Raw genomic sequence first — 20,592 nt, 5'->3', positions numbered from 1 at the left:
CTCGGCCGGCGCGTAGCGGTCGTAAGCCCTGAGCTTGCGATTGACCTGCTGCAACCCATGGGCCGCCTTTGGGGCGGCTGCGCCACCCAGCGCGAGCAAGCTCCCTCGCCACAACCGCCAGCAGTGCTGCTGTTATTGAATCGCTGAGCAGGCGCAGACCTGCGATGCCGTTATTGACCTGTACCTGAGGAATCACCGCTACCCACAACCTTGCAACAGGAGCAACGCCCCCATGAGCGCCAACGTAGACCTGAACAACCGTCCCGAGTACGACCAGGTCCTGCAGGACATCGCCGACTATGTCCTGAACTATTCCATCGACTCCCAAGAAGCCCTCGACACCGCCCGCCATTGCCTGATGGACACCCTGGGCTGCGGCCTGCTGGCCCTGCGTTTTCCCGAATGCACCAAGCACCTGGGGCCGATCGTCGAAGGCACCGTGGTGCCCTTCGGCGCCCGGGTGCCCGGCACCAGCTACCGCCTCGACCCGGTGAAGGCGGCCTGGGACATAGGCAGCATCGTGCGCTGGCTGGATTACAACGACACCTGGCTGGCGGCGGAGTGGGGGCATCCTTCGGACAACCTCGGCGGGATTCTGGCGGTGGCCGATCATCTGTCGCAAAAGCGCGTGGCCGATGGCGAGGCGCCGCTGACCCTGGGCGATGTGTTGCGAGCGATGGTCATGGCCCATGAGATCCAAGGCGTGATCGCCCTGGAAAACGCCTTCAACCGGGTCGGGCTCGATCATGTGCTGCTGGTGAAAGTCGCCTCCACAGCGGTCTGCGCCAAGTTGATGGGGGCCAATCGCGAGCAGTTGCTGGCGGCGCTGTCCCATGCCTTTGTCGACGGTCAGGCGCTGCGCACCTACCGTCATGCGCCGAATGCCGGTTCACGCAAATCCTGGGCGGCGGGGGATGCCAGCAGTCGCGGGGTGCGCCTGGCGGATATCGCAATGCGCGGCGAGATGGGCATTCCCGGGGTGCTCAGCGCGCCGCAGTGGGGCTTCTATGACGTGCTGTTCAGTCACACCAACAAGGACCTGGCGCTCAAGCCCGAGGGCCAGCGGCAGTTCAGCCTGACGCAGAAATATGCCAGCTACGTGATGGAAAACGTGCTGTTCAAGATCAGCTTCCCGGCGGAGTTCCATGCGCAGACCGCCTGTGAGGCGGCGGTGATCCTGCATCCGAAAGTGCGCAATCGCCTGCACGAAATCGACCGCATCCTGATCACCACCCATGAGTCGGCGATCCGCATCATTTCCAAGGTCGGGCCGCTGGCCAATGCCGCCGACCGCGATCACTGCCTGCAATACATGGCCGCCGTGCCCCTGGCCTTCGGCACCCTGGTGGCCGAGCACTACGAGGACGACTTCCACGCCGCGCACCCGATCATCGATCAGTTGCGGAGCAAGATGCAGATCGTTGAAGACCCGCGCTATACCCGGGAATACCTGGAAGCCGACAAGCGCTCGATCGCCAACGCGATCCAGGTGTTCTTCAAGGACGGTTCCAGCACCGAACAGGTAGCGGTGGAGTACCCCATTGGTCACCGGCGGCGCCGCGCCGAAGGCATCCCGCTGCTGGAAGACAAGTTCAAGGCCAACCTGGCCACCCGCTTCAGCGCCCAGCGCTCGGCGCATATTTTCCAGCTGTACAAGGACCCGGCGCGGTTGGAAGCAACGCCGGTGCATAGGTTCGTCGATCTGCTGGTGATCTAGGGTTATCCCCCCTTGTAGGAGCGAGCTTGCTCGCGATGACCGTCAACGATGACGCGGGTTTGCCGGGCGAGCGTGGCGTTCCGAGAAGCTTCGCGAGCAAGCTCGCTCCTACCGCGTCTCTTTAGGGGCGGGAGGTCATTCTGGTCAGCCATTTATCCAGTGGCAATTTGGTGATGGCGAAGCCGCCGAGCAGGGTCGACGCATACAGCAGCAGGTCTCGGGACAGGCTCTGGCCTTCGTACCAGGCGCCGATGATCACCGCGAACACCGGGAAGATGATGAAGACGAAGGACAGGATCACCGGATTCAGGCGCTTGAGCAGGAAGAAGTAGACGATAAATCCGCCCACCGACGCAGCCAGCCCCAGGTACAGCAGGGCGCCCCAGGAGCGTGGGCTGATCGCGGCAAAGTCCGGGCTTTCCACGGCCAGCCCGGCCAGGCACAGCAGCAGGCCGGCGATGCCGATTGGCAGGGCGTTGTAGGTGATGACGCTGATGTCGCTGCCGTGTTTCTTGGTGACCACGTAGCACAGGGCATGCAGCAGCGCCGCGCCGAGAATCGCCAACACCCCCGAGAGTTCGTTGTGATCGTTGAGCAGGCCCTGGCCGCGAATGATCTGGAACAGGCTGGCAAAGCCGACGGCGATGCCCAGCAGTTGCGCCAGATGAATCCTTTCTCGCAACAACAAGGCGGAAAAAATCAGGATGAACACTGGCATGCAACTGAACAGCAACGCGGTCAGGCCTGAGGAAACGTGCACCTCGCCGTAGTTGAGCAAGGTATAGGGCAGGCTGAAGTAGCACAGGGTGACGAACACCAGGAAGCCCCGGCTGCCCCTTGGGAACATCAACGGCTCGCGGCGCAGCCAGGCAAAGCAGGCGAACAACGGGAAGGCAATCAGAAAGCGCAGTCCGGCGGCGGTCAGCGGGGGCACGCTTTCCACGGCGATCTTGATCCCCAGCCAGGTGGTGCCCCAGCTCAGGCAGACAATCAGGAACAGGGTGCAGGTGACCAGCGTGGCCAGCCAGTGGCGCGAAGGCACAGTTGTGGTGGGGGCTGCCGTGGTGGTCGTGGTCACGCTGACACTCCTTTCGTGATCGGTAATTGACCCCTATATTGAGCGAGTCATTTCCGGTGATTGAACCTGTAAAGCACGTTATTGGGGTAAATGATGGCTGTCAAAGTAAGTATTGACATGGTGTCAATGTTGCGTTCCGCCTTGCACGAAGGGGCGGGCCCCAAGTACAAGCGCCTGGCCGACGCGCTGGATCAAGGCATTGACCAGGGGCTGCTGGCCCCTGGCTGCAAGTTGTTTCCCCATCGGCAATTGGCCGATCAACTGGGGGTGACCATTGGCACCATCAGTCGTGCCTATGCCGAGCTGGAGCGCGTGGGGCAGGTGGTGGCGCGGGTCGGGGATGGCACCTACGTGCGTCAGGACGGCTTGCAGCGCCCGCGCGACGCCGGGTTTCGCCACGTCGGCGAAGAGTCGCCCGCGCTGTTCGACATGAGTCGCAATACCCATATTCCCGGGCCGGAGAGCCGCTTGATCGCTCAGGGCCTGCGGGCGCTGGCGGACGATCCCCAGGGGTTGCTGGACGTGGCTCGCTACAGTCCGGAGGCCGGGCTGGCGCGCTATCGCGAGGCCGGCGCCCGCTGGCTGACCCAGGAGGGGTTGCAGGTCGATGCCGCGCAGGTGCTTTGCGTCAACGGCGCCCAGCACGGTTTGCATATCGCCCTGCTGGCGCTGCTCAAGGCTGGGGATACCCTGGCCACCGAGCACCTGACTTATCCGGGCCTGATCAGTAGCGCTCGGATGCAAGGGATCAAGTTGCTGGGCTTGCCCATGGATGAGCAGGGGCTGTTGCCCGAGGCGCTGGAGGAGGCGTGCCGGCATCACCGGCTGGCGGCCCTGTATTGCACGCCGACCTTGCAGAACCCCAGTACTGCGGTGCAGTCCGCGGCGCGCCGCGAAGCGATCGCCGAGGTCTGTCGGCGGCACAACCTGTTGATTCTGGAGGACGAAACCCACGCCGTGCTGATGGCCCGGCGGCCGGCGCCGCTGGCTCATTTCGCCCCTGAGCGCACGGTGCTGATCAGCAGCCTGAGCAAGGCCGTGGCCGCGGGGTTGCGGGTCGGTTTCCTGTGCGCGCCGCCGCCACTGGTGGGACGATTGGCCGCAGCGCTGCGGGCAACCTGCTGGATGGCCACGCCGTTGGTCCTGGAGCTGGCTGCCGGTTGGATCGATAACGGCATTGCCGAACGCTTGCGTCAGCAGCAGATGGCCGAGATCATGCGGCGCAAGGGGCTGGTGGCGGGCTTGCTGCAGGGGTTGCACTGGCGCAGTCCAGAGGCCTGCCCGCATTTCTGGATCCGTGTTCCCGAGCCCTGGCGGGCTTCGGAGATTGAGGCGCACTTGAAGCAGCAGCACTATCTGGTGGCCACCGCCGAGACCTTCGCCGTGGGCCAGGCGGCGGTGCCGCAGTTCATTCGCGCCAGTGTCTGCAACACCACGGCCGATGATCGGAAACTGACCGAGGGCTTTGCTGCCCTGGCGACGGCGTTACGCCAGGAGCGTGGATTGCCGGGATGGTGACGGGGGGCATGGGGTAATGCGGGCAAGCCTTGTGGCAGGGACGATTCCTTGCCACATCGGGCTGGCTGAAGCCTTGGTGCGACCTACTTGAAGCGGCGCTCCACGCCTTTTTCCACGAGGATCTTGGCGGAAATCTCTTCCACCGAGAAATGCGTGGAGTTGATATGGGGAATGTTTTCGCGGCGGAACAGGTTTTCCACTTCGCGCACTTCGAACTCGCACTGGGCGTAGCTGGAGTAGCGGCTGTTGGGCTTGCGCTCGTTGCGGATCGCGGTGAGGCGGTCGGGGTCGATGGTCAGGCCGAACAGCTTGTGCTTGTGGGCGCGCAGGGCATTGGGCAGTTGCAGGCGCTCCATGTCTTCTTCGGTCAGCGGGTAGTTGGCCGCGCGGATGCCGAATTGCATGGCCATGTACAGGCAGGTCGGGGTCTTGCCGCAGCGCGACACGCCCACCAGGATCAGGTCGGCCTTGTCGTAGTAGTGGGTGCGGGCGCCGTCGTCGTTGTCCAGGGCGAAGTTCACCGCCTCGATCCGCTCCATGTAGTTGGAGTTGTGGCCAATGGAGTGGGATTTGCCGACGGAGTAGGAGGAGTGCTCGCTGAGCTCCTGTTCCAGGGGCGCGAGGAAGGTCGAGAAGATGTCGATCATGAAACCATTGGAGGTCGCGAGAATCTCACGAATGTCCTGGTTGACGATGGTGTCGAAAATGATCGGGCGATGGCCGTCTTTTTCGGCGGCCATATTGATTTGTTGTACCATGGCCCGCGCTTTTTCCATGCTGTCGATGTACGGCCGCGTGAATTTGCTGAAGGTAATGTTTTCGAACTGCGCCAACAGGCTCTGGCCGAGGGTTTCCGCTGTGATACCGGTACCGTCGGAAATAAAGAAAGCAGATCGTTTCATTTGCGGCTTGGGCCTTAAGCTAGTGACGATTCTTGGATATGATAGGCGCGATTTGTCGGCCGGGAATGGCCCGCATTCTCACTTATTTTCCAGGTCCAGGCCATATAGCGGGCAAACGCTCCCCGAGCAGCCGGCTTCTGAGCTTTTCCAACACAGTTAGTGGAGAGATCACCTTGGTAGAGTACGTAGTTTCCCTCGATAAGCTCGGCAAACACGATGTTGAGCATGTGGGGGGCAAGAACGCATCCCTGGGCGAGATGATCAGCAACCTCGCAGGTGCGGGCGTATCGGTCCCTGGTGGCTTTGCCACGACAGCTCAGGCTTATCGTGATTTTCTTGAGTTGAGCGGTCTGAACGACCAGATCCATGCCGCCCTCGATGCGCTGGATGTCGATGACGTCAACGCCCTGGCCAAGACCGGCGCGCAGATCCGTCAATGGATCATGGAAGCCGAGTTCCCCGAGCGCCTCAACACCGAGATCCGTACCGCTTTCGCCGCCTTGTCGGCAGGCAACCCGGACATCGCGGTAGCCGTGCGTTCCTCGGCCACCGCCGAAGATTTGCCGGACGCCTCCTTCGCCGGCCAGCAGGAAACCTTCCTCAACATCCGTGGCGTGGACAACGTGATCCGTGCCGCCAAGGAAGTGTTTGCCTCTTTGTTCAACGATCGCGCCATTTCCTACCGCGTACACCAGGGTTTCGACCACAAGCTGGTGGCCCTGTCTGCCGGTGTGCAGCGCATGGTGCGTTCGGAAACCGGTACCGCCGGCGTGATGTTCACTCTCGACACCGAGTCGGGCTTCCGTGACGTGGTGTTCATCACCGGCGCCTACGGCCTGGGTGAAACCGTGGTCCAGGGCGCGGTCAATCCGGACGAGTTCTACGTCCACAAAAACACCCTTGAAGCCGGTCGTCCGGCCATCCTGCGCCGCAACCTGGGCAGCAAGGCCATCAAGATGATCTACGGCGACGAAGCCAAGGCCGGTCGTTCGGTGAAGACCGTGGACGTGGACGCAGCCGATCGCGCGCGTTTCTGCCTGACCGACGCCGAAGTCAGCGAGCTGGCCAAGCAGGCGATGATCATCGAGAAGCACTACCAGTGCCCGATGGACATCGAGTGGGCCAAAGACGGCGACGACGGCAAGCTGTACATCGTCCAGGCTCGTCCGGAAACCGTGAAGAGCCGTACCCAGGCCAACGTCATGGAGCGCTACCTGCTCAAGGAAACTGGCACCGTGCTGGTGGAAGGTCGCGCCATCGGTCAGCGCATCGGCGCCGGCAAGGTGCGGATCATCAAGGACGTTTCCGAGATGGACAAGGTCCAGGCCGGTGACGTGCTGGTGTCCGACATGACCGACCCGGACTGGGAACCGGTGATGAAGCGCGCCAGCGCCATCGTCACCAACCGTGGCGGTCGTACCTGCCACGCGGCGATCATCGCTCGCGAACTGGGGATTCCGGCGGTAGTGGGTTGCGGCAACGCCACCGAGCTGCTGAAGGATGGCCAGGGGGTGACCGTTTCCTGCGCCGAAGGCGACACCGGCTTGATCTTCGAAAGCGAACTGGGCTTCGACATCAAGCAGAACTCGGTAGACGCCATGCCGGAACTGCCGTTCAAGATCATGATGAACGTCGGTAACCCGGACCGCGCCTTCGACTTCGCCCAACTGCCAAACGCCGGCGTGGGCCTGGCCCGCCTGGAGTTCATCATCAACCGCATGATCGGCGTGCACCCCAAGGCGCTGCTGAACTACGCCGGGCTGCCGCAAGAGATCAAGGACAGCGTCGACAAGCGTATTGCCGGTTACCACGATCCTGTGGATTTCTACGTCGACAAGCTGGTTGAAGGCATCAGCACCCTGGCTGCGGCGTTCACTCCGAAGAAGGTCATCGTGCGCCTGTCGGACTTCAAGTCCAACGAATACGCCAACCTGATCGGCGGCAAGCTCTACGAGCCGGAAGAAGAGAACCCGATGCTGGGCTTCCGTGGTGCCTCGCGCTACATCAGCGAATCCTTCCGTGACTGCTTCGAGCTGGAATGCCGTGCGCTGAAACGCGTGCGCAACGAGATGGGCCTGACCAACGTCGAAATCATGGTGCCGTTCGTGCGCACCTTGGGCGAAGCCAGCCAAGTGGTTGATCTGCTGGCTGAAAATGGCCTCAAGCGCGGCGAAAACGGCCTGCGCGTGATCATGATGTGCGAACTGCCGTCCAACGCCATCCTGGCCGAGGAGTTCCTCGAGTACTTCGATGGTTTCTCCATCGGCTCCAACGACCTGACCCAGCTGACCCTGGGCCTGGACCGTGACTCGGGGATCATCGCCCACCTGTTCGACGAGCGTAATCCTGCGGTCAAGAAGCTGCTGGCCAATGCCATCGCCGCCTGCAACAAGGCCGGCAAGTACATCGGCATCTGCGGCCAGGGGCCTTCGGACCACCCGGACCTGGCCAAGTGGCTGATGGAGCAGGGCATTGAAAGCGTTTCGCTGAACCCGGACTCGGTGCTGGAAACCTGGTTCTTCCTGGCCGAAGGTCAGGGCGCGGCGTAATCGGTGAACGAAGAGCCGGTTGCGCCTCGGCGGACCGGCTCTTGAAGATTCAAGCAGGGCGTGCTTCTTCTGGATGCCGCCCTTTTTTGTGCAAGAAGAATATGCAAAGCAGCAGCAACCTATTTCCCGTCGCCTTGATCAGTGCCGAGCGTCGAGGCGACCTCAGCGAAGATGTCTATCGCTTGAAACCCGGCAACAGCCCGGACCCTTCGGTCGAACTGGCCGTCACCCGCCTGGGGCTGGCGGATGAGCCGCAAGCCCGGGGCGTGCCTGTGGTTCTGCTCCACGGCAGCTTTTCCAACCGGCGCTTCTGGTATTCGCCCAAGGGCGTGGGCCTTGGCGCCTACCTGGCCCGTGCCGGTTTCGATGTATGGATTCCCGAGATGCGCGGCCATGGCTTGTCGCGGCGCAATGCCGACTACCGCAAGAACCGGGTAGCCGACTACGCGCGTTACGACCTGCCGGCGATTGCCGCCTTTGTCCGTGAGCAAAGCGCCCAGATTCCCCACTGGATCGGTCATTCCCTGGGAGGCACCACGCTGGCGGCGGCGCTGGGCGGGCAGTACCTGGGGGAGGCCGGTGTGGCCTCGGCGGCGTTTTTCGGGACCCAGATCAGTCGTACCTACTGGCCGTTGAAAATCCCCATGGTGGAGTGGGGCGGGCGCCTGCTCATCAAGCGTTTTGCCCAGTTGTCCGGTTCCCGGCTCAAGCGCGGGCCGGAAGACGAGCCCATCGGCCTGGCCCTGGAAAGCATGCGCTGGCACGGCTTGTTCGGTCGCTTTGGCGATGCCGACAAGGACTGGTGGGCCGGGCTGACGGAGGTGACGGTGCCGGTGCTGGCGGTGAGTGCGGCGGGGGACCATCAGGATCCAACCTGGGCCTGTCGCAAGTTGTTCGATCAACTGGCCAGTGAGCAGAAACAATTTATCTGCCTGGGCCGTGAGCTAGGGTTCAGTAGCAATTTCGGCCATGTCGAGATGCTGGTAAGCAAGCCGGCGCAGGCCGAGGTCTGGCCGCTGGTGGCGCGCTGGCTGCACGATCAGCAGACGCCGTTGCTGGCTTCTGCTGCCGAGCAGGCGGCTGAGGTTTGAGGCGAGGGCTCTGACAAGGGCATTTCGTTGGATAGCGCTTGCGGCTAAGATATGACGCATTGCGCTGTTCTGGTCACATTCAGTTATTGAGTCGACTTTCCGTTCAGGTGGCATGGCTGCCGATTCGCGACAGGCTGACCGGTTCCTTTCAAGGGGCAGGTTAAACATCGGCTTGCCGGGCTCGTAGGTCCAGAATGGCCCCTGAAATGGCCGATACCTTCGATCGTGTTCTTTCTGCTACAGGAGTTTCTCGATGAACCATTACCTCACTCCCGACCTGTGCGACGCCTATCCCGACCTGGTGCAGGTGGTTGAACCCATGTTCAGCAACTTCGGCGGTCGCGATTCCTTTGGTGGTGAAATCGTCACCATCAAGTGCTTCGAGGACAACTCGCTGGTCAAGGAGCAAGTGGAACTCAAGGGACACGGCAAGGTGCTGGTGGTCGATGGCGGCGGTTCCCTGCGCCGCGCGCTGCTGGGGGACATGCTGGCCGAGAAGGCGGCGAAAAATGGCTGGGAAGGCCTGGTGATCTACGGCTGCATCCGGGATGTGGATGTCATTGCCCAGACCGATCTCGGGGTTCAGGCCCTGGCCAGTCATCCGATGAAGACCGACAAGCGCGGTATCGGCGATCTCAATGTGGCAGTGACCTTTGCCGGTGTGACTTTCCGTCCGGGTGAGTATGTCTACGCCGACAACAATGGCGTCATCGTGTCGCCAAGCCCACTGAAGATGCCTGAATAAACCGTTGGCCTGACAAGGGATGAGGATGTTCGAGGAAGACAACGCGCAATGGGGGCTGGTGCATGCCCTGGTGCTGGATGGTGAAGGTGGTGCGCGTTCGATAGCCCGGACTGAGCTCGACGATCTGCAGCTGCAGGCCCATGAAAGCCTGTGGCTGCACTGGGATCGCAGTCATCCGCAGACCCAGACCTGGCTGCGTCGTTCCAGCGGCTTGAGCGAGTTCAGCTGTGATCTGCTGCTGGAGGAAAATACCCGGCCGCGCCTGCTGTCCTTGCCCGACTCGGAGTTGCTGCTGTTTTTGCGCGGCATCAATCTCAATCCGGGGGCCGAACCTGAAGATATGGTGTCGGTGCGGATCTTCGCGTCTTCCCAGCGGGTGATTTCCCTGCGTCTGCGGCCTTTGCGCGCCACTGATGAGCTTTTGCTGCAACTGACCGAAGGCAAGGGGCCGAAAACCGCTGCCGAACTGCTTCTTTATATGGCCGAGTTTCTGACGCACAAGGTGCAGCATCTGGTCAGCGACCTGTCTGAAGTGGTCGATGTCGAAGAAGAAAAACTGGATGCCGACGAACGGTATACCCCGGAGCACGGCAGCATTTTGCAGATCCGGCGCCGGGCTGCCGGGCTGAAGCGCTTCCTGGCTCCGCAACGGGATATTTTTGCCCAGTTGAGCCGGATAAAACTGCCCTGGTTCGCCGTCGACGATGGTGACTACTGGAACGAGTTGCACAACAGTCTGACCCGTTACCTGGAAGAGCTGGAACTGACCCGAGAGCGCGTGGGGCTTGTGCTGGAGGCCGAAGACCGCCGCTTGAGCGTGCGCATGAATCGCACCATGTACCGCTTCGGGATCATCACCGGGATCTTCCTGCCCATGAGTTTTCTCACCGGTCTTCTGGGGATCAACGTCGGCGGGATTCCGTTCTCTGCGAGCCCCTACGGATTCATCATCGCCTGCCTGCTGCTGGTGGCGGTGGCCCTCGGACAATGGTGGTTGTTCCGCCGTTTGCGCTGGGTGTGATGATGCGTCATGTGACCCGAATAAATCTGATCGCGTCTTTTCCAGACATCACCAGAGGTGCGTATGCACGATCCGTTTGAACAGTCTTTGCGTGACATGCTCAAAGCCTCGCCATCGAGCCGCGATGATGATGCCTGCCTGGGCCGCGTACTGAAAACCGCCAACCGTCAGGTTGGGGCGGGGGATCTGTTCAGTCTGCTGGGCCGGTGGCTGCCGGCGCTGATGATCGCCTTGAATAATGGATCGGCCCATATCGCGCCGGTATCCCGTCGTAAATCTTCTGCTCGCACTGCTGATAAGGCTGATTGAATATGGAACTTGATCTCTGGACGCAGAGCCTCGTCACGGCGATGACTGCCTTGTGGACCAAGGTGGCGAACTTCATTCCGAACCTGTTCGGCGCGTTGGTGGTGCTGTTGCTGGGCTTCGTGGTGGCCAAGCTGCTCGATACCCTGTTGTCGAAATTGCTGGCCAAGCTGGGCCTGGACCGTCTGATGGGCGGTACCGGCTTGACCAAATTGCTGTCCCGCGCCGGCCTGCAAGTGCCGATCTCGACCTTGATCGGCAAGATTGTCTATTGGTTCGTGCTGCTTATTTTTCTGGTTTCTGCTGCTGAGTCCCTGGGCCTTGAGCGAGTTTCGGCTACGCTCGACATGCTTGCGCTGTATTTGCCGAAGGTTTTCGGTGCTGCGCTGGTGCTGTTGGTCGGGGTTCTGCTGGCGCAACTGGCCAATGGCCTGGTGCGTGGAGCAGCAGAAGGCGTAGGCCTGGATTACGCCAGTGGCCTGGGGCGCATTGCCCAGGGGCTGGTGATCATCATCAGTATTTCGGTGGCGATCAGTCAGTTGGAGGTCAAAACCGACCTGCTCAACCATGTGATCGTGATCGTATTGATTACCGTTGGTCTGGCCGTTGCGCTGGCCATGGGTTTGGGAAGCCGGGAAATTGCCGGACAGATTCTTGCGGGAATCTATGTGCGTGAGTTGTACCAGGTTGGGCAACAAGTACGTGTTGGTGAGGTCGAAGGCCAGATCGAAGAGATCGGCACGGTTAAAACTACATTGCTGACCGAGGAGGGTGAGCTAGTCTCTCTGTCCAATCGGATCCTGCTGGAGCAGCATGTAAGTAGCCGCTAACCCGGCAAACCCTGCTAATGTATGCCGCCGCAAAATGCCCTCATCGGGCAGCGGCGGACATTGACCTGACTGTCGGCACGACTCGTTTTGAATAAAACCCAATCGCTATCCACGCGCTATGACCCCCGTGAGCTCTCTGATGAGGAGTTGGTTGCGCGCTCACATACGGAGCTGTTTCACGTAACACGCGCCTATGAAGAGTTGATGCGACGCTATCAGCGGACCCTATTTAATGTTTGTGCACGTTATCTGGGGAACGATCGTGATGCGGATGATGTCTGTCAGGAAGTGATGTTGAAGGTGCTGTATGGCCTTAAGAACTTTGAGGGTAAATCGAAGTTCAAGACATGGCTATATAGCATCACGTACAACGAATGCATCACGCAGTATCGCAAGGAGCGGCGCAAGCGTCGGTTGATGGACGCTTTAAGTCTTGACCCCCTCGAGGAGGCCTCTGAAGAGAAGGCGCCAAAACCAGAGGAAAAGGGCGGACTTGACCGCTGGTTAGTGCATGTGAACCCGATTGACCGGGAAATCCTGGTGCTACGATTTGTCGCAGAGCTGGAGTTCCAGGAGATCGCAGACATCATGCACATGGGGTTGAGTGCTACAAAAATGCGTTACAAACGTGCTCTTGATAAATTGCGTGAGAAATTTGCAGGCATTGCTGAAACTTAGTTCGGCGCAAATATCTCTTACGTCTAGGTGAGTTCTGATAGACTTACCGCCGAGTTGTCCCCCGGTATGTGGGACTGCTTTACAATCACCAGATGGGGATTTAACGGATGAAACTGAAAAACACCTTGGGCATTGCCATTGGTTCTATTGTTGCCGTGACTTCGTTCGGCGTTCTGGCGCAAGGCCAAGGCGCGGTCGAGGGTGAACTGTTTTACAAAAAACAGTACAACGACAGCGTTAAACACGTTGAAGACGGCTTCAACCCTGGCGCATCGATCGGTTACTTCCTGACCGACGATCTGTCGTTGAACGCTACCTACGACACGACCAACCACACCCGTTCTAACGACGGTACTGGTAACCAGAAGATCAAGGGCGACAACTTCGGCCTGAACGCTCAGTACCACTTTGGTACCGTGGGTGACGCTCTGCGTCCATACGTTTCCGGCGGTGTTGCTCACAAGAGCATGACCAACGTGATCGCTGACGGTCACAGCGGCCGCGACCAGTCGACTTTCCTGACTGCAGGCGCTGGTGTTAAGTACTACTTCACCGACAACCTGTTCGCCCGTGCCGGCGTTGAAGCTGACTACAAGCTGGACAACGGCAAGTGGGACTACGCTCCTACTATCGGCCTGGGTGTGAACTTCGGTGGCAGCGGCGGCAAAGTTGCTCCAGCACCTGCTCCAGCACCTGCTCCAGCTCCAGAACCAGCTCCAGAAGCTCCAGTTGCTGAAGTTGTTCGTGTTGAGCTGGACGTGAAGTTCGACTTCGACAAGTCGGTCGTCAAGCCTAACAGCTACGCTGACATCAAGAACCTCGCTGACTTCATGAAGCAGTACCCACAGACCACCACCGTTGTTGAAGGTCACACTGACTCCGTCGGTCCTGACGCTTACAACCAGAAGCTGTCTGAGCGTCGTGCAAACGCCGTTAAACAAGTTCTGGTCAACCAGTACGGCGTTGGCGCTAACCGCGTTCAATCCGTTGGTTACGGTGAGTCCCGCCCAGTTGCCGACAACGCAACTGAAGCTGGTCGCGCTATCAACCGTCGCGTAGAAGCCTCGGTTGAAGCTCAAGCTAAGTAATTAGCCTTGTAGCTTGGAAAAGCCCGGCTTAGGCCGGGTTTTTCTTTGCCTGCGATTTGCCCTGCCAGAGTCCCGGTTCAGGCTTGGCCGGCGTAGGCTTCAGGGCATGACGGGGCACCTTGCATAAAAAAGCGTCGCCCCCGCAGGCCGGAGCAAGCCCGCGCAGGAGGCGACGCCGTTGCTCTTGAGCCCGAGACGCCATTGGTCCGGGTTTGATACCCAAAGGGGGGGGGGCAAGGCATATGCCATTGCCGGGGATTTGCTTCTGCGTCTCGCCTGCAAGCCCCTGGCGCGGCTATAATCGGCGGCCAATTTCGCCGCCAACCGAGTTCATCCCGCCCATGTATACCCTGGCCCGCCAGCTGCTGTTCAAACTCTCCCCGGAAACCTCCCACGATCTGTCCCTGGACCTGATCGGTGCGGGCGGGCGTTTGGGGCTTAACGGTCTGCTGTGCAAGGCGCCGGCGCAGTTGCCGGTCAAGGTCATGGGCCTGGAGTTTGCCAACCCGGTGGGTCTGGCTGCCGGCCTGGACAAGAACGGCGCGGCCATCGACGGCTTTGCCCAGCTGGGCTTCGGTTTTGTCGAGATCGGCACCGTCACCCCGCGTCCGCAACCGGGCAACCCCAAGCCGCGGATCTTCCGCCTGCCCCAGGCCGAAGCCATCATCAACCGCATGGGCTTCAACAACCTGGGGGTCGACAACCTGCTGGCGCGGGTTGCGGCCTCGTCATACAAGGGCGTGCTGGGGATCAATATCGGCAAGAACTTCGACACGCCGGTGGAGCGGGCGGTGGACGACTACCTGATCTGCCTGGACAAGGTCTACGCCCATGCCAGCTATGTCACGGTCAACGTCAGTTCGCCCAACACTCCGGGCCTGCGCAGCCTGCAATTCGGCGAGTCCCTCAAGCAGCTGCTGTCGGCCCTGAGCCAGCGTCAGCAGGAGCTGGCGTCCATTCACGGCAAGCGTGTGCCGCTGGCGATCAAGATCGCGCCGGACATGAGCGACGAAGAAACCATGGAAGTGGCCCGGGCCTTGCTGGAAACCGGCATGGATGCGGTGATCGCCACCAACACCACCTTGAGTCGCGAAGGCGTCGAAGGCATGGAGCACGGTGATGAGGCTGGCGGCCTGTCTGGCGCGCCGGTGCGCGACAAGAGCACCCACACGGTCAAGGTCCTGGCCGCCGAACTGGCCGGTCGCTTGCCGATCATTGCCGTGGGCGGCATCACCGAAGGCAAGCACGCGGCTGAGAAGATCGCCGCGGGCGCCAGCCTGGTGCAGCTGTATTCGGGCTTTATCTACAAGGGGCCGGCGTTGATTCGCGAGTCGGTGGATGCTATCGCGGCCATGGGCCGGTAAGAACGGGCGCCAGCGCAGTCATAAAAAAGGGCTCCTCGAAGGAGCCCCTGGGCCGAAGCCCGCCGCCCGGATGGGGCGTGCGTGGTTAAGTCGTCATCTATTCAAGTTGTAGGTGTCGGAATGTGCCCTGATCAGCCGACAGCGCGAAGTTCGTTGAGTCTGTGGATGCCCGCAGTGCCTGTCATACCGTCCCAGTTGTCGCCGCGTCCTTCGCGCCAGCCGTTGATCCAGGCTTGGCGTACCGACGGTAGAGTAAATGGGCAAAGCTCACGGGATTTGCCATTAACGCCATACTGATATCCGCGTAAAAACGCTCTTTCCAACGGATCACGCTTTAGTCTTCTCATAGGGTGTTTCCCTCACTTGTTGACTGCTTTATGTCCCGTCGACCTTCTTCTGAGGTCGGGCAGAATGTCTCTGCCGTTGGTGCTCGCTGCCGGCGTGGCGAGCCTTGATGTTGACGCCGTTGCGGCGCCAACCTGTGGTGAGTTCTAACCAATAGGTCACAGCAAGTGAATGATCGTTTTGTCATAAGGACGTAACGATATTGCTGTCCAGGCCATAAGCCGGGGTGGTTTTGTATCCTGTTTGTCAGGCAAAGCCCGGTGTGATCAGCCTCTCACTAGATGATGGGGTTAATGCTTTAGTGAGAATGTCGAACGGTTGCACTCAACTACTATTCGACGAAGGGTCGACTTATGTCATTTTGTTGCCCTGACTTTTTATCTGTCCCGGCCTCCAAGCTCTTTTGCCCTGCAAGAAAGCCTGCCTGCCGGGGTGGGACGGCACAGTTTCGTGCCACACGAGCGCTCTTGAAGAAAAGCGCTTGACTGAAAACCGAGCGGGCGATGCGTTGCCCGTTCACTTATTGCTAAAGGCCTTGGTATTCCCATGTCGGATCGTTACGAACTCTTCCTCACCTGCCCCAAAGGCCTTGAAGGCCTGCTGATCGAGGAAGCCGTCGGGCTTGGCCTTGAGCAAGCGCGTGAGCACACTTCTGCCGTGCGCGGCATGGCCGACATGGAGACGGCCTATCGCCTGTGCCTGTGGTCGCGCCTGGCCAATCGGGTGCTGCTGGTGCTCAAGCGCTTCCCGATGAAGGATGCCGAGGACCTCTACCACGGCGTGCTGGATGTCGACTGGCAGGATCACATGCTGGCCGACGGCACCCTGGCGGTGGAATTCAGCGGCCACGGTTCGGGGATCGACAACACCCACTTCGGCGCCTTGAAGGTCAAGGACGCCATCGTCGACAAGCTGCGTACCCCGACCGGCGAGCGTCCTTCGGTGGACAAGCTCAACCCGGACCTGCGCATCCACCTGCGCCTGGATCGCGGCGAAGCCATTCTTTCCCTGGATCTGTCCGGCCACAGCCTGCACCAGCGTGGCTATCGCCTGCAGCAAGGCGCCGCGCCGCTCAAGGAAAACCTGGCGGCGGCGATCCTGATCCGTGCCGGCTGGCCGCGCATCGCCGCAGACGGCGGCGCCCTGGCCGACCCGATGTGCGGTGTCGGCACCTTCCTGGTGGAAGCGGCGATGATCGCCGCAGACATCGCGCCCAACCTCAAGCGCGAGCAGTGGGGCTTTACCGCCTGGCTCGGCCACGTACCGGCGCTGTGGCGCAAGCTGCATGATGAAGCGCTGGCCCGGGCTCAGGCCGGCCTGGCCAAGCCGCCGCTGTGGATCCGTGGTTATGAGGCCGATCCGCGCCTGATCCAGCCGGGCCGCAACAACGTCGAGCGTGCCGGGCTGAGCGATTGGATCAAGATCTACCAGGGCGAAGTCGGCACCTTCGAGCCGCGCCCGGACCAGAACCAGAAAGGCCTGGTGATCTGCAACCCACCCTACGGCGAGCGCCTGGGTGATGAAGCCAGCCTGCTGTACCTCTACCAGAACCTTGGTGAGCGCCTGCGTCAGGCCTGCCTCAACTGGGAGGCGGCGGTGTTCACCGGCGCTCCGGACCTGGGCAAGCGCATGGGCATCCGCAGCCACAAGCAGTACTCGTTCTGGAACGGCGCCTTGCCGTGCAAGCTGCTGCTGATCAAGGTGCTGCCGGATCAGTTCGTCACCGGCGAGCGGCGCACCGCCGAACAGCGTCAGGTGGAACGCGAGCAGGCCCAGGCCGCCGCGGACGAGGCACCCGTGCGCCAGTTCAACAAGAATGGCAATCCGATCAAGCCGGCACCGGCTCCGGCCCCGGTGGTCGAGCAGGCACGCCTGAGCGAAGGCGGGCAGATGTTCGCCAACCGCCTGCAGAAGAATCTCAAGTTGCTGGGCAAGTGGGCCAAGCGCGAAGGCGTCGAATGCTACCGGGTCTATGACGCCGACATGCCGGAATACTCCCTGGCCATCGATCTGTATCAGGACTGGGTGCACGTGCAGGAGTACGCCGCGCCCAAGTCGGTGGACCCGGAGAAGGCCCAGGCCCGTCTGTTCGATGCCCTGGCGGCGATTCCCCAGGCGCTGAACGTGGACAAGAGCCGGGTGGTGATCAAGCGTCGCGAGCGCCAGAGCGGCACCAAGCAGTACGAGCGCCAGAGTGCCCAGGGCCAGTTCACCGAAGTCCGCGAAGGCGGGGTCAAGCTGCTGGTGAACCTTACCGACTACCTGGATACCGGGCTGTTCCTCGATCACCGGCCGATGCGCATGCGGATTCAGAAAGAGGCCGCCGGCAAGCGCTTCCTCAACCTGTTCTGCTACACCGCCACCGCCAGCGTGCATGCGGCCAAGGGCGGCGCCCGCAGCACCACCAGTGTCGACCTGTCAAAGACCTACCTGGACTGGGCGCGACGCAACTTCTCCCTCAACGGTTTCTCCGACAAGAACCGTCTGGAGCAGGGCGACGTGATGGCCTGGCTGGACAGTTGCCGCGATGAGTTCGACCTGATCTTCATCGACCCGCCGACCTTCTCCAACTCCAAGCGCATGGAGGGGGTGTTCGACGTGCAGCGCGACCAGGTGCAGTTGCTGGACCTGGCCATGGCGCGCCTGGCTCCGGGCGGCGTGCTGTACTTCTCCAACAACTTCCGCAAGTTCCAGTTGGATGAGAACCTGGCGACGCGCTATCAGGTCGAAGAGATCACGGCAAAGACCATCGACCCGGATTTTGCCCGTAACAGCAAGATTCACCGGGCCTGGAAAATCACTGCCCGCTGATGGCCGGATAAGTCCCCAAGGCCCGATTATTCGGGCTTTGGGGCCTGTATAGCGCTGGTCAAATTAATGGCTAATGGCTATAACTCTCACTTGATCCGGATGACACCCAAACTCGCTGGCGTGATGAGTTCTACTTATGCCGTTGCATGTGGTACGCCCGAAAATCCTGGGTTTCATTAGTGAAGAGGTTTCGGCCTGGCTGGTGGCGGTGCTGGTGTTGCTCGCGGGCAGCATTCTCACCGGACTCTTGGCCTGGTCCACCTACAACCTGAACCAGCAGCAGTTGCGCCAGCGCTTTCAATTGCTGGCCAGCGAACGCTACAGCCGCATCGAAGAGCGCTTTCAAGACCAGGAGCAACGCCTGGACGGCTTGCGGCGTTTCTTTGTCAATTCCGATCATGTGACTCGCCACGACTTCGAGGGTTACGCCAAGCCGCTGTTGCGTCGTACCCAGGCCTATGCCTTTGCGCCGCTGATCAGTCGTGCCCAGCGGGCGGCCTTCGAGCAGGCGGTGCGCCGTGAGGGACAGCCCGGTTTCGCCATCGTGCAGTTGAACGCGGCGGGGCAGATGGAGCCGGCCGCTGACCAGGATGACTACGCGCCGGTGCTCTACAGCCAGACCCAGAGCCCGTTGGGCTCGCCCCTGGGGTATGACCTGCTGGCCCAGCCGCTGCGTCGGGCCACGCTGGAGCGTGCCCGGGCACTCAACGGCCTGGCGGTTTCGCCGCCCATGAATCTGGTGGCGGTAGACCCGGGTTATGCTCGCGGGGTGCTGCTGGCGGCGCCGGTCAGGCGCCCCCAGGATGGTTCTTCGCCAGAGGCCAGGCCTTATGGCTATGTGCTGGCGGTGATCAGTCTGCGACAACTGGTGGCGGACGGCTTGCCGACCGCGGCCAGCGACAACCTGTCGGTGCGGATTCTCGATCTGTCCGTCGAGGGCCAGCATGAAGTGCTGTATGAATCGAGCAACCCGCCGGTCACCAGTCACCTGAGCGCCAGCCGTTTGCTGCGTCTGGCGGACCGGGATTATCAAGTGCAAATCCGCCCCAGCGCGGCGTTCCTGCATGCCAATCATTCTTCATTGACCAGCCTGGTGATCCTCGGCAGCTTGCTCAGCCTGCTGCTCAGCGCCTTGCTCTACGTGCTGGTGAGTCAGCGGCAACGGGCCCTGGCCCTGGTCGAACAGCGCACCCGTGAGCTGCGCAGTCGCGAGCAGGAACTGCGCGGGACCCACAGCCAGTTGCGCAGCGTGCTCAATGCCGCGACCCAGGTGGCGATCATCGCCACCGACTTGCGCGGGGTCATCAGCACCTTCAACGCCGGCGCCGAGCAAATGCTGGGTTACCGCAGCAGCGAAGCGGTGGGCCACCTGACCCTGGAAAGCCTGCACCTGCCCCAGGAGCTGGAAAGTTGGGCCCACAGCCTCAGTCAGCGCTATGGCAAGCCCATCGAGGTGTCCCAGGCGATGCTGGTGGAAGAGGGCATGGCCGGTGGGCATGAGGCCCGGGAATGGACCCTGGTACGACGCGACGGCAGCCACCTGCAAGTGAACATGCTGGCCACCCCGGTGCTGGACGATCAGGGGCTGTGGATCGGCCACCTGGCCATTTGCATCGACATCACCGAGCGCAAGCGGGTGTATGAAGCCCTGGCGGCCAGGGACCGCTTGTTGAACAGGCTCAGTGCCCATGTTCCCGGTGGCATCTACCAGTTCAAGCTGGACGCCGATGGCCATGCCAGCTTTACCTACGCCAGCGATGGCATTCGCGAGATCTACGAGATCGAGCCGCAGTTGCTGCAGGAGGATGCCGGGGCGGTGTTCGAGCGCATCCATCCCGAGGACGTGCAGCGGGTACGCGAGTCGATCCGCATTTCCGCACAGCAATTGAGTCCATGGCGCGAGGAATACCGGGTCTGCCTGCCGCAACGCGGGTTGCGCTGGATGCGTGGGGCGGCGACCCCGGAAAGCCTGAGTGGCGGCGGTGTTCTATGGCACGGCTATATCTCGGACATCTCCGATCTCAAGCGGGTCGAGGAAGAACTGCGGGCCTTGTCGGTCACCGACTCGCTGACCGGGATCCACAACCGGCGCTATTTCCAGGAGCAGTTGCAGAGCGAAATGCAGCGCCTGGAGCGCGGCGGAGGCCAAATGGCGGTGATCATGCTGGATGTCGACCATTTCAAGCGGATCAACGACCAGCACGGTCACGGCGTGGGGGACCAGGTGCTGCGCGGGCTGTGCGAGCGCATTGGCCGGCGCCTGCGACGCACCGATGTGTTCTGCCGTCTGGGAGGTGAGGAGTTCATGGTCCTGTGTCCGGACACCAGTGCTGAACAGGCGCTGATCCTGGCCCAGGAGCTGTGGCAAGGCTTGCGCAGTTCGCCCATCGCGCCGGTGGGCAGGGTCACCGCCAGTTTCGGTATCGCCAGCTGGCGCGAGGGCGAGGGGGCGGATGGCCTGCTGCTGCGGGCCGACTCCGGGGTCTATGCCGCCAAGCAGGCCGGTCGCGATCGGGTCCAGGCCGAGTTTCCCTGAACGGCGACGGCGG

At 61.4% G+C, this 20,592-nt stretch carries 16 protein-coding genes; 13 read left to right on the top strand and 3 right to left on the bottom strand.

Annotated features, from left to right (window positions below; translation table 11 throughout):
* The first annotated feature begins 232 nt into the window (after positions 1-232).
* The gene (prpD, locus tag GGI48_RS05480; protein ID WP_179597380.1) at positions 233-1,717 is read left to right on the top strand and encodes a 2-methylcitrate dehydratase; all 1,485 of its coding nucleotides are present in this window, start codon (positions 233-235) and stop codon (positions 1,715-1,717) included.
* 121 nt (positions 1,718-1,838) lie between these two features.
* On the opposite strand, the gene GGI48_RS05475 is transcribed toward prpD, so the two are convergent.
* Positions 1,839-2,795, bottom strand: a complete 957-nt coding sequence (locus GGI48_RS05475; protein WP_260620626.1) for a DMT family transporter — start codon at positions 2,793-2,795, stop codon at positions 1,839-1,841.
* Positions 2,796-2,888: 93 nt separating this feature from the next.
* Here GGI48_RS05475 and GGI48_RS05470 point away from each other — a divergent pair, with 93 nt between their 5' ends.
* Entirely contained in the window at positions 2,889-4,313 is a 1,425-nt protein-coding gene (locus GGI48_RS05470; RefSeq protein WP_179597378.1) for a PLP-dependent aminotransferase family protein, read from the top strand.
* A gap of 83 nt (positions 4,314-4,396) precedes the next feature.
* On the opposite strand, the gene GGI48_RS05465 is transcribed toward GGI48_RS05470, so the two are convergent.
* Positions 4,397-5,215, bottom strand: coding sequence for a pyruvate, water dikinase regulatory protein (locus tag GGI48_RS05465; RefSeq protein ID WP_016964354.1), 819 nt, complete (start codon positions 5,213-5,215; stop codon positions 4,397-4,399).
* 173 nt (positions 5,216-5,388) lie between these two features.
* On the opposite strand from GGI48_RS05465, the gene ppsA reads away from it, so the two are divergent.
* From ppsA to GGI48_RS05420, 9 genes are all read left to right on the top strand, one after another.
* A complete protein-coding gene (ppsA, locus tag GGI48_RS05460) occupies positions 5,389-7,764 on the top strand; it encodes a phosphoenolpyruvate synthase (RefSeq protein WP_179597376.1) in 2,376 nt (791 codons plus the stop codon).
* Between the two features lie 101 nt (positions 7,765-7,865).
* Positions 7,866-8,855, top strand: coding sequence for an alpha/beta fold hydrolase (locus GGI48_RS05455; RefSeq protein ID WP_103741230.1), 990 nt, complete (start codon positions 7,866-7,868; stop codon positions 8,853-8,855).
* Positions 8,856-9,108: 253 nt separating this feature from the next.
* A complete protein-coding gene (rraA, locus tag GGI48_RS05450) occupies positions 9,109-9,600 on the top strand; it encodes a ribonuclease E activity regulator RraA (RefSeq protein WP_009042919.1) in 492 nt (163 codons plus the stop codon).
* A gap of 25 nt (positions 9,601-9,625) precedes the next feature.
* On the top strand, positions 9,626-10,621 hold the full coding sequence (locus tag GGI48_RS05445; protein ID WP_179597374.1) for a zinc transporter ZntB: 996 nt from the start codon (positions 9,626-9,628) through the stop codon (positions 10,619-10,621).
* 63 nt (positions 10,622-10,684) lie between these two features.
* Entirely contained in the window at positions 10,685-10,930 is a 246-nt protein-coding gene (locus tag GGI48_RS05440) for a hypothetical protein (protein WP_011060193.1), read from the top strand.
* 2 nt (positions 10,931-10,932) lie between these two features.
* Entirely contained in the window at positions 10,933-11,757 is an 825-nt protein-coding gene (locus GGI48_RS05435) for a mechanosensitive ion channel family protein (protein ID WP_016964357.1), read from the top strand.
* A gap of 87 nt (positions 11,758-11,844) precedes the next feature.
* Positions 11,845-12,435 carry an RNA polymerase sigma factor SigX gene (sigX, locus tag GGI48_RS05430; protein ID WP_011060195.1) on the top strand — a complete coding sequence of 197 codons (591 nt, stop codon included), beginning with the start codon at positions 11,845-11,847 and terminating at the stop codon, positions 12,433-12,435.
* Between the two features lie 107 nt (positions 12,436-12,542).
* Entirely contained in the window at positions 12,543-13,523 is a 981-nt protein-coding gene (locus GGI48_RS05425) for an OmpA family protein (RefSeq protein ID WP_047302895.1), read from the top strand.
* Positions 13,524-13,864: 341 nt separating this feature from the next.
* On the top strand, positions 13,865-14,887 hold the full coding sequence (locus GGI48_RS05420) for a quinone-dependent dihydroorotate dehydrogenase (protein WP_179597372.1): 1,023 nt from the start codon (positions 13,865-13,867) through the stop codon (positions 14,885-14,887).
* Positions 14,888-15,018: 131 nt separating this feature from the next.
* Here GGI48_RS05420 and rmf read toward each other — a convergent pair whose 3' ends face one another.
* Complete coding sequence (gene rmf, locus GGI48_RS05415; protein WP_016965693.1) at positions 15,019-15,234, bottom strand: ribosome modulation factor; 216 nt, start codon at positions 15,232-15,234, stop codon at positions 15,019-15,021.
* A gap of 544 nt (positions 15,235-15,778) precedes the next feature.
* On the opposite strand from rmf, the gene rlmKL reads away from it, so the two are divergent.
* Positions 15,779-18,043 carry a bifunctional 23S rRNA (guanine(2069)-N(7))-methyltransferase RlmK/23S rRNA (guanine(2445)-N(2))-methyltransferase RlmL gene (gene rlmKL, locus GGI48_RS05410; protein ID WP_047302899.1) on the top strand — a complete coding sequence of 755 codons (2,265 nt, stop codon included), beginning with the start codon at positions 15,779-15,781 and terminating at the stop codon, positions 18,041-18,043.
* 136 nt (positions 18,044-18,179) lie between these two features.
* Positions 18,180-20,579 (top strand): diguanylate cyclase, encoded by a 2,400-nt coding sequence (locus GGI48_RS05405; RefSeq protein ID WP_179597370.1) that lies wholly within the window; start codon positions 18,180-18,182, stop codon positions 20,577-20,579.
* Positions 20,580-20,592 lie beyond the last annotated feature (13 nt).

The organism is Pseudomonas protegens, assembly GCF_013407925.2.
Classification (GTDB): Bacteria; Pseudomonadota; Gammaproteobacteria; order Pseudomonadales; family Pseudomonadaceae; genus Aquipseudomonas; species Aquipseudomonas fluorescens_AP.
This window is presented reverse-complemented; position numbering and strand designations above follow the sequence as displayed.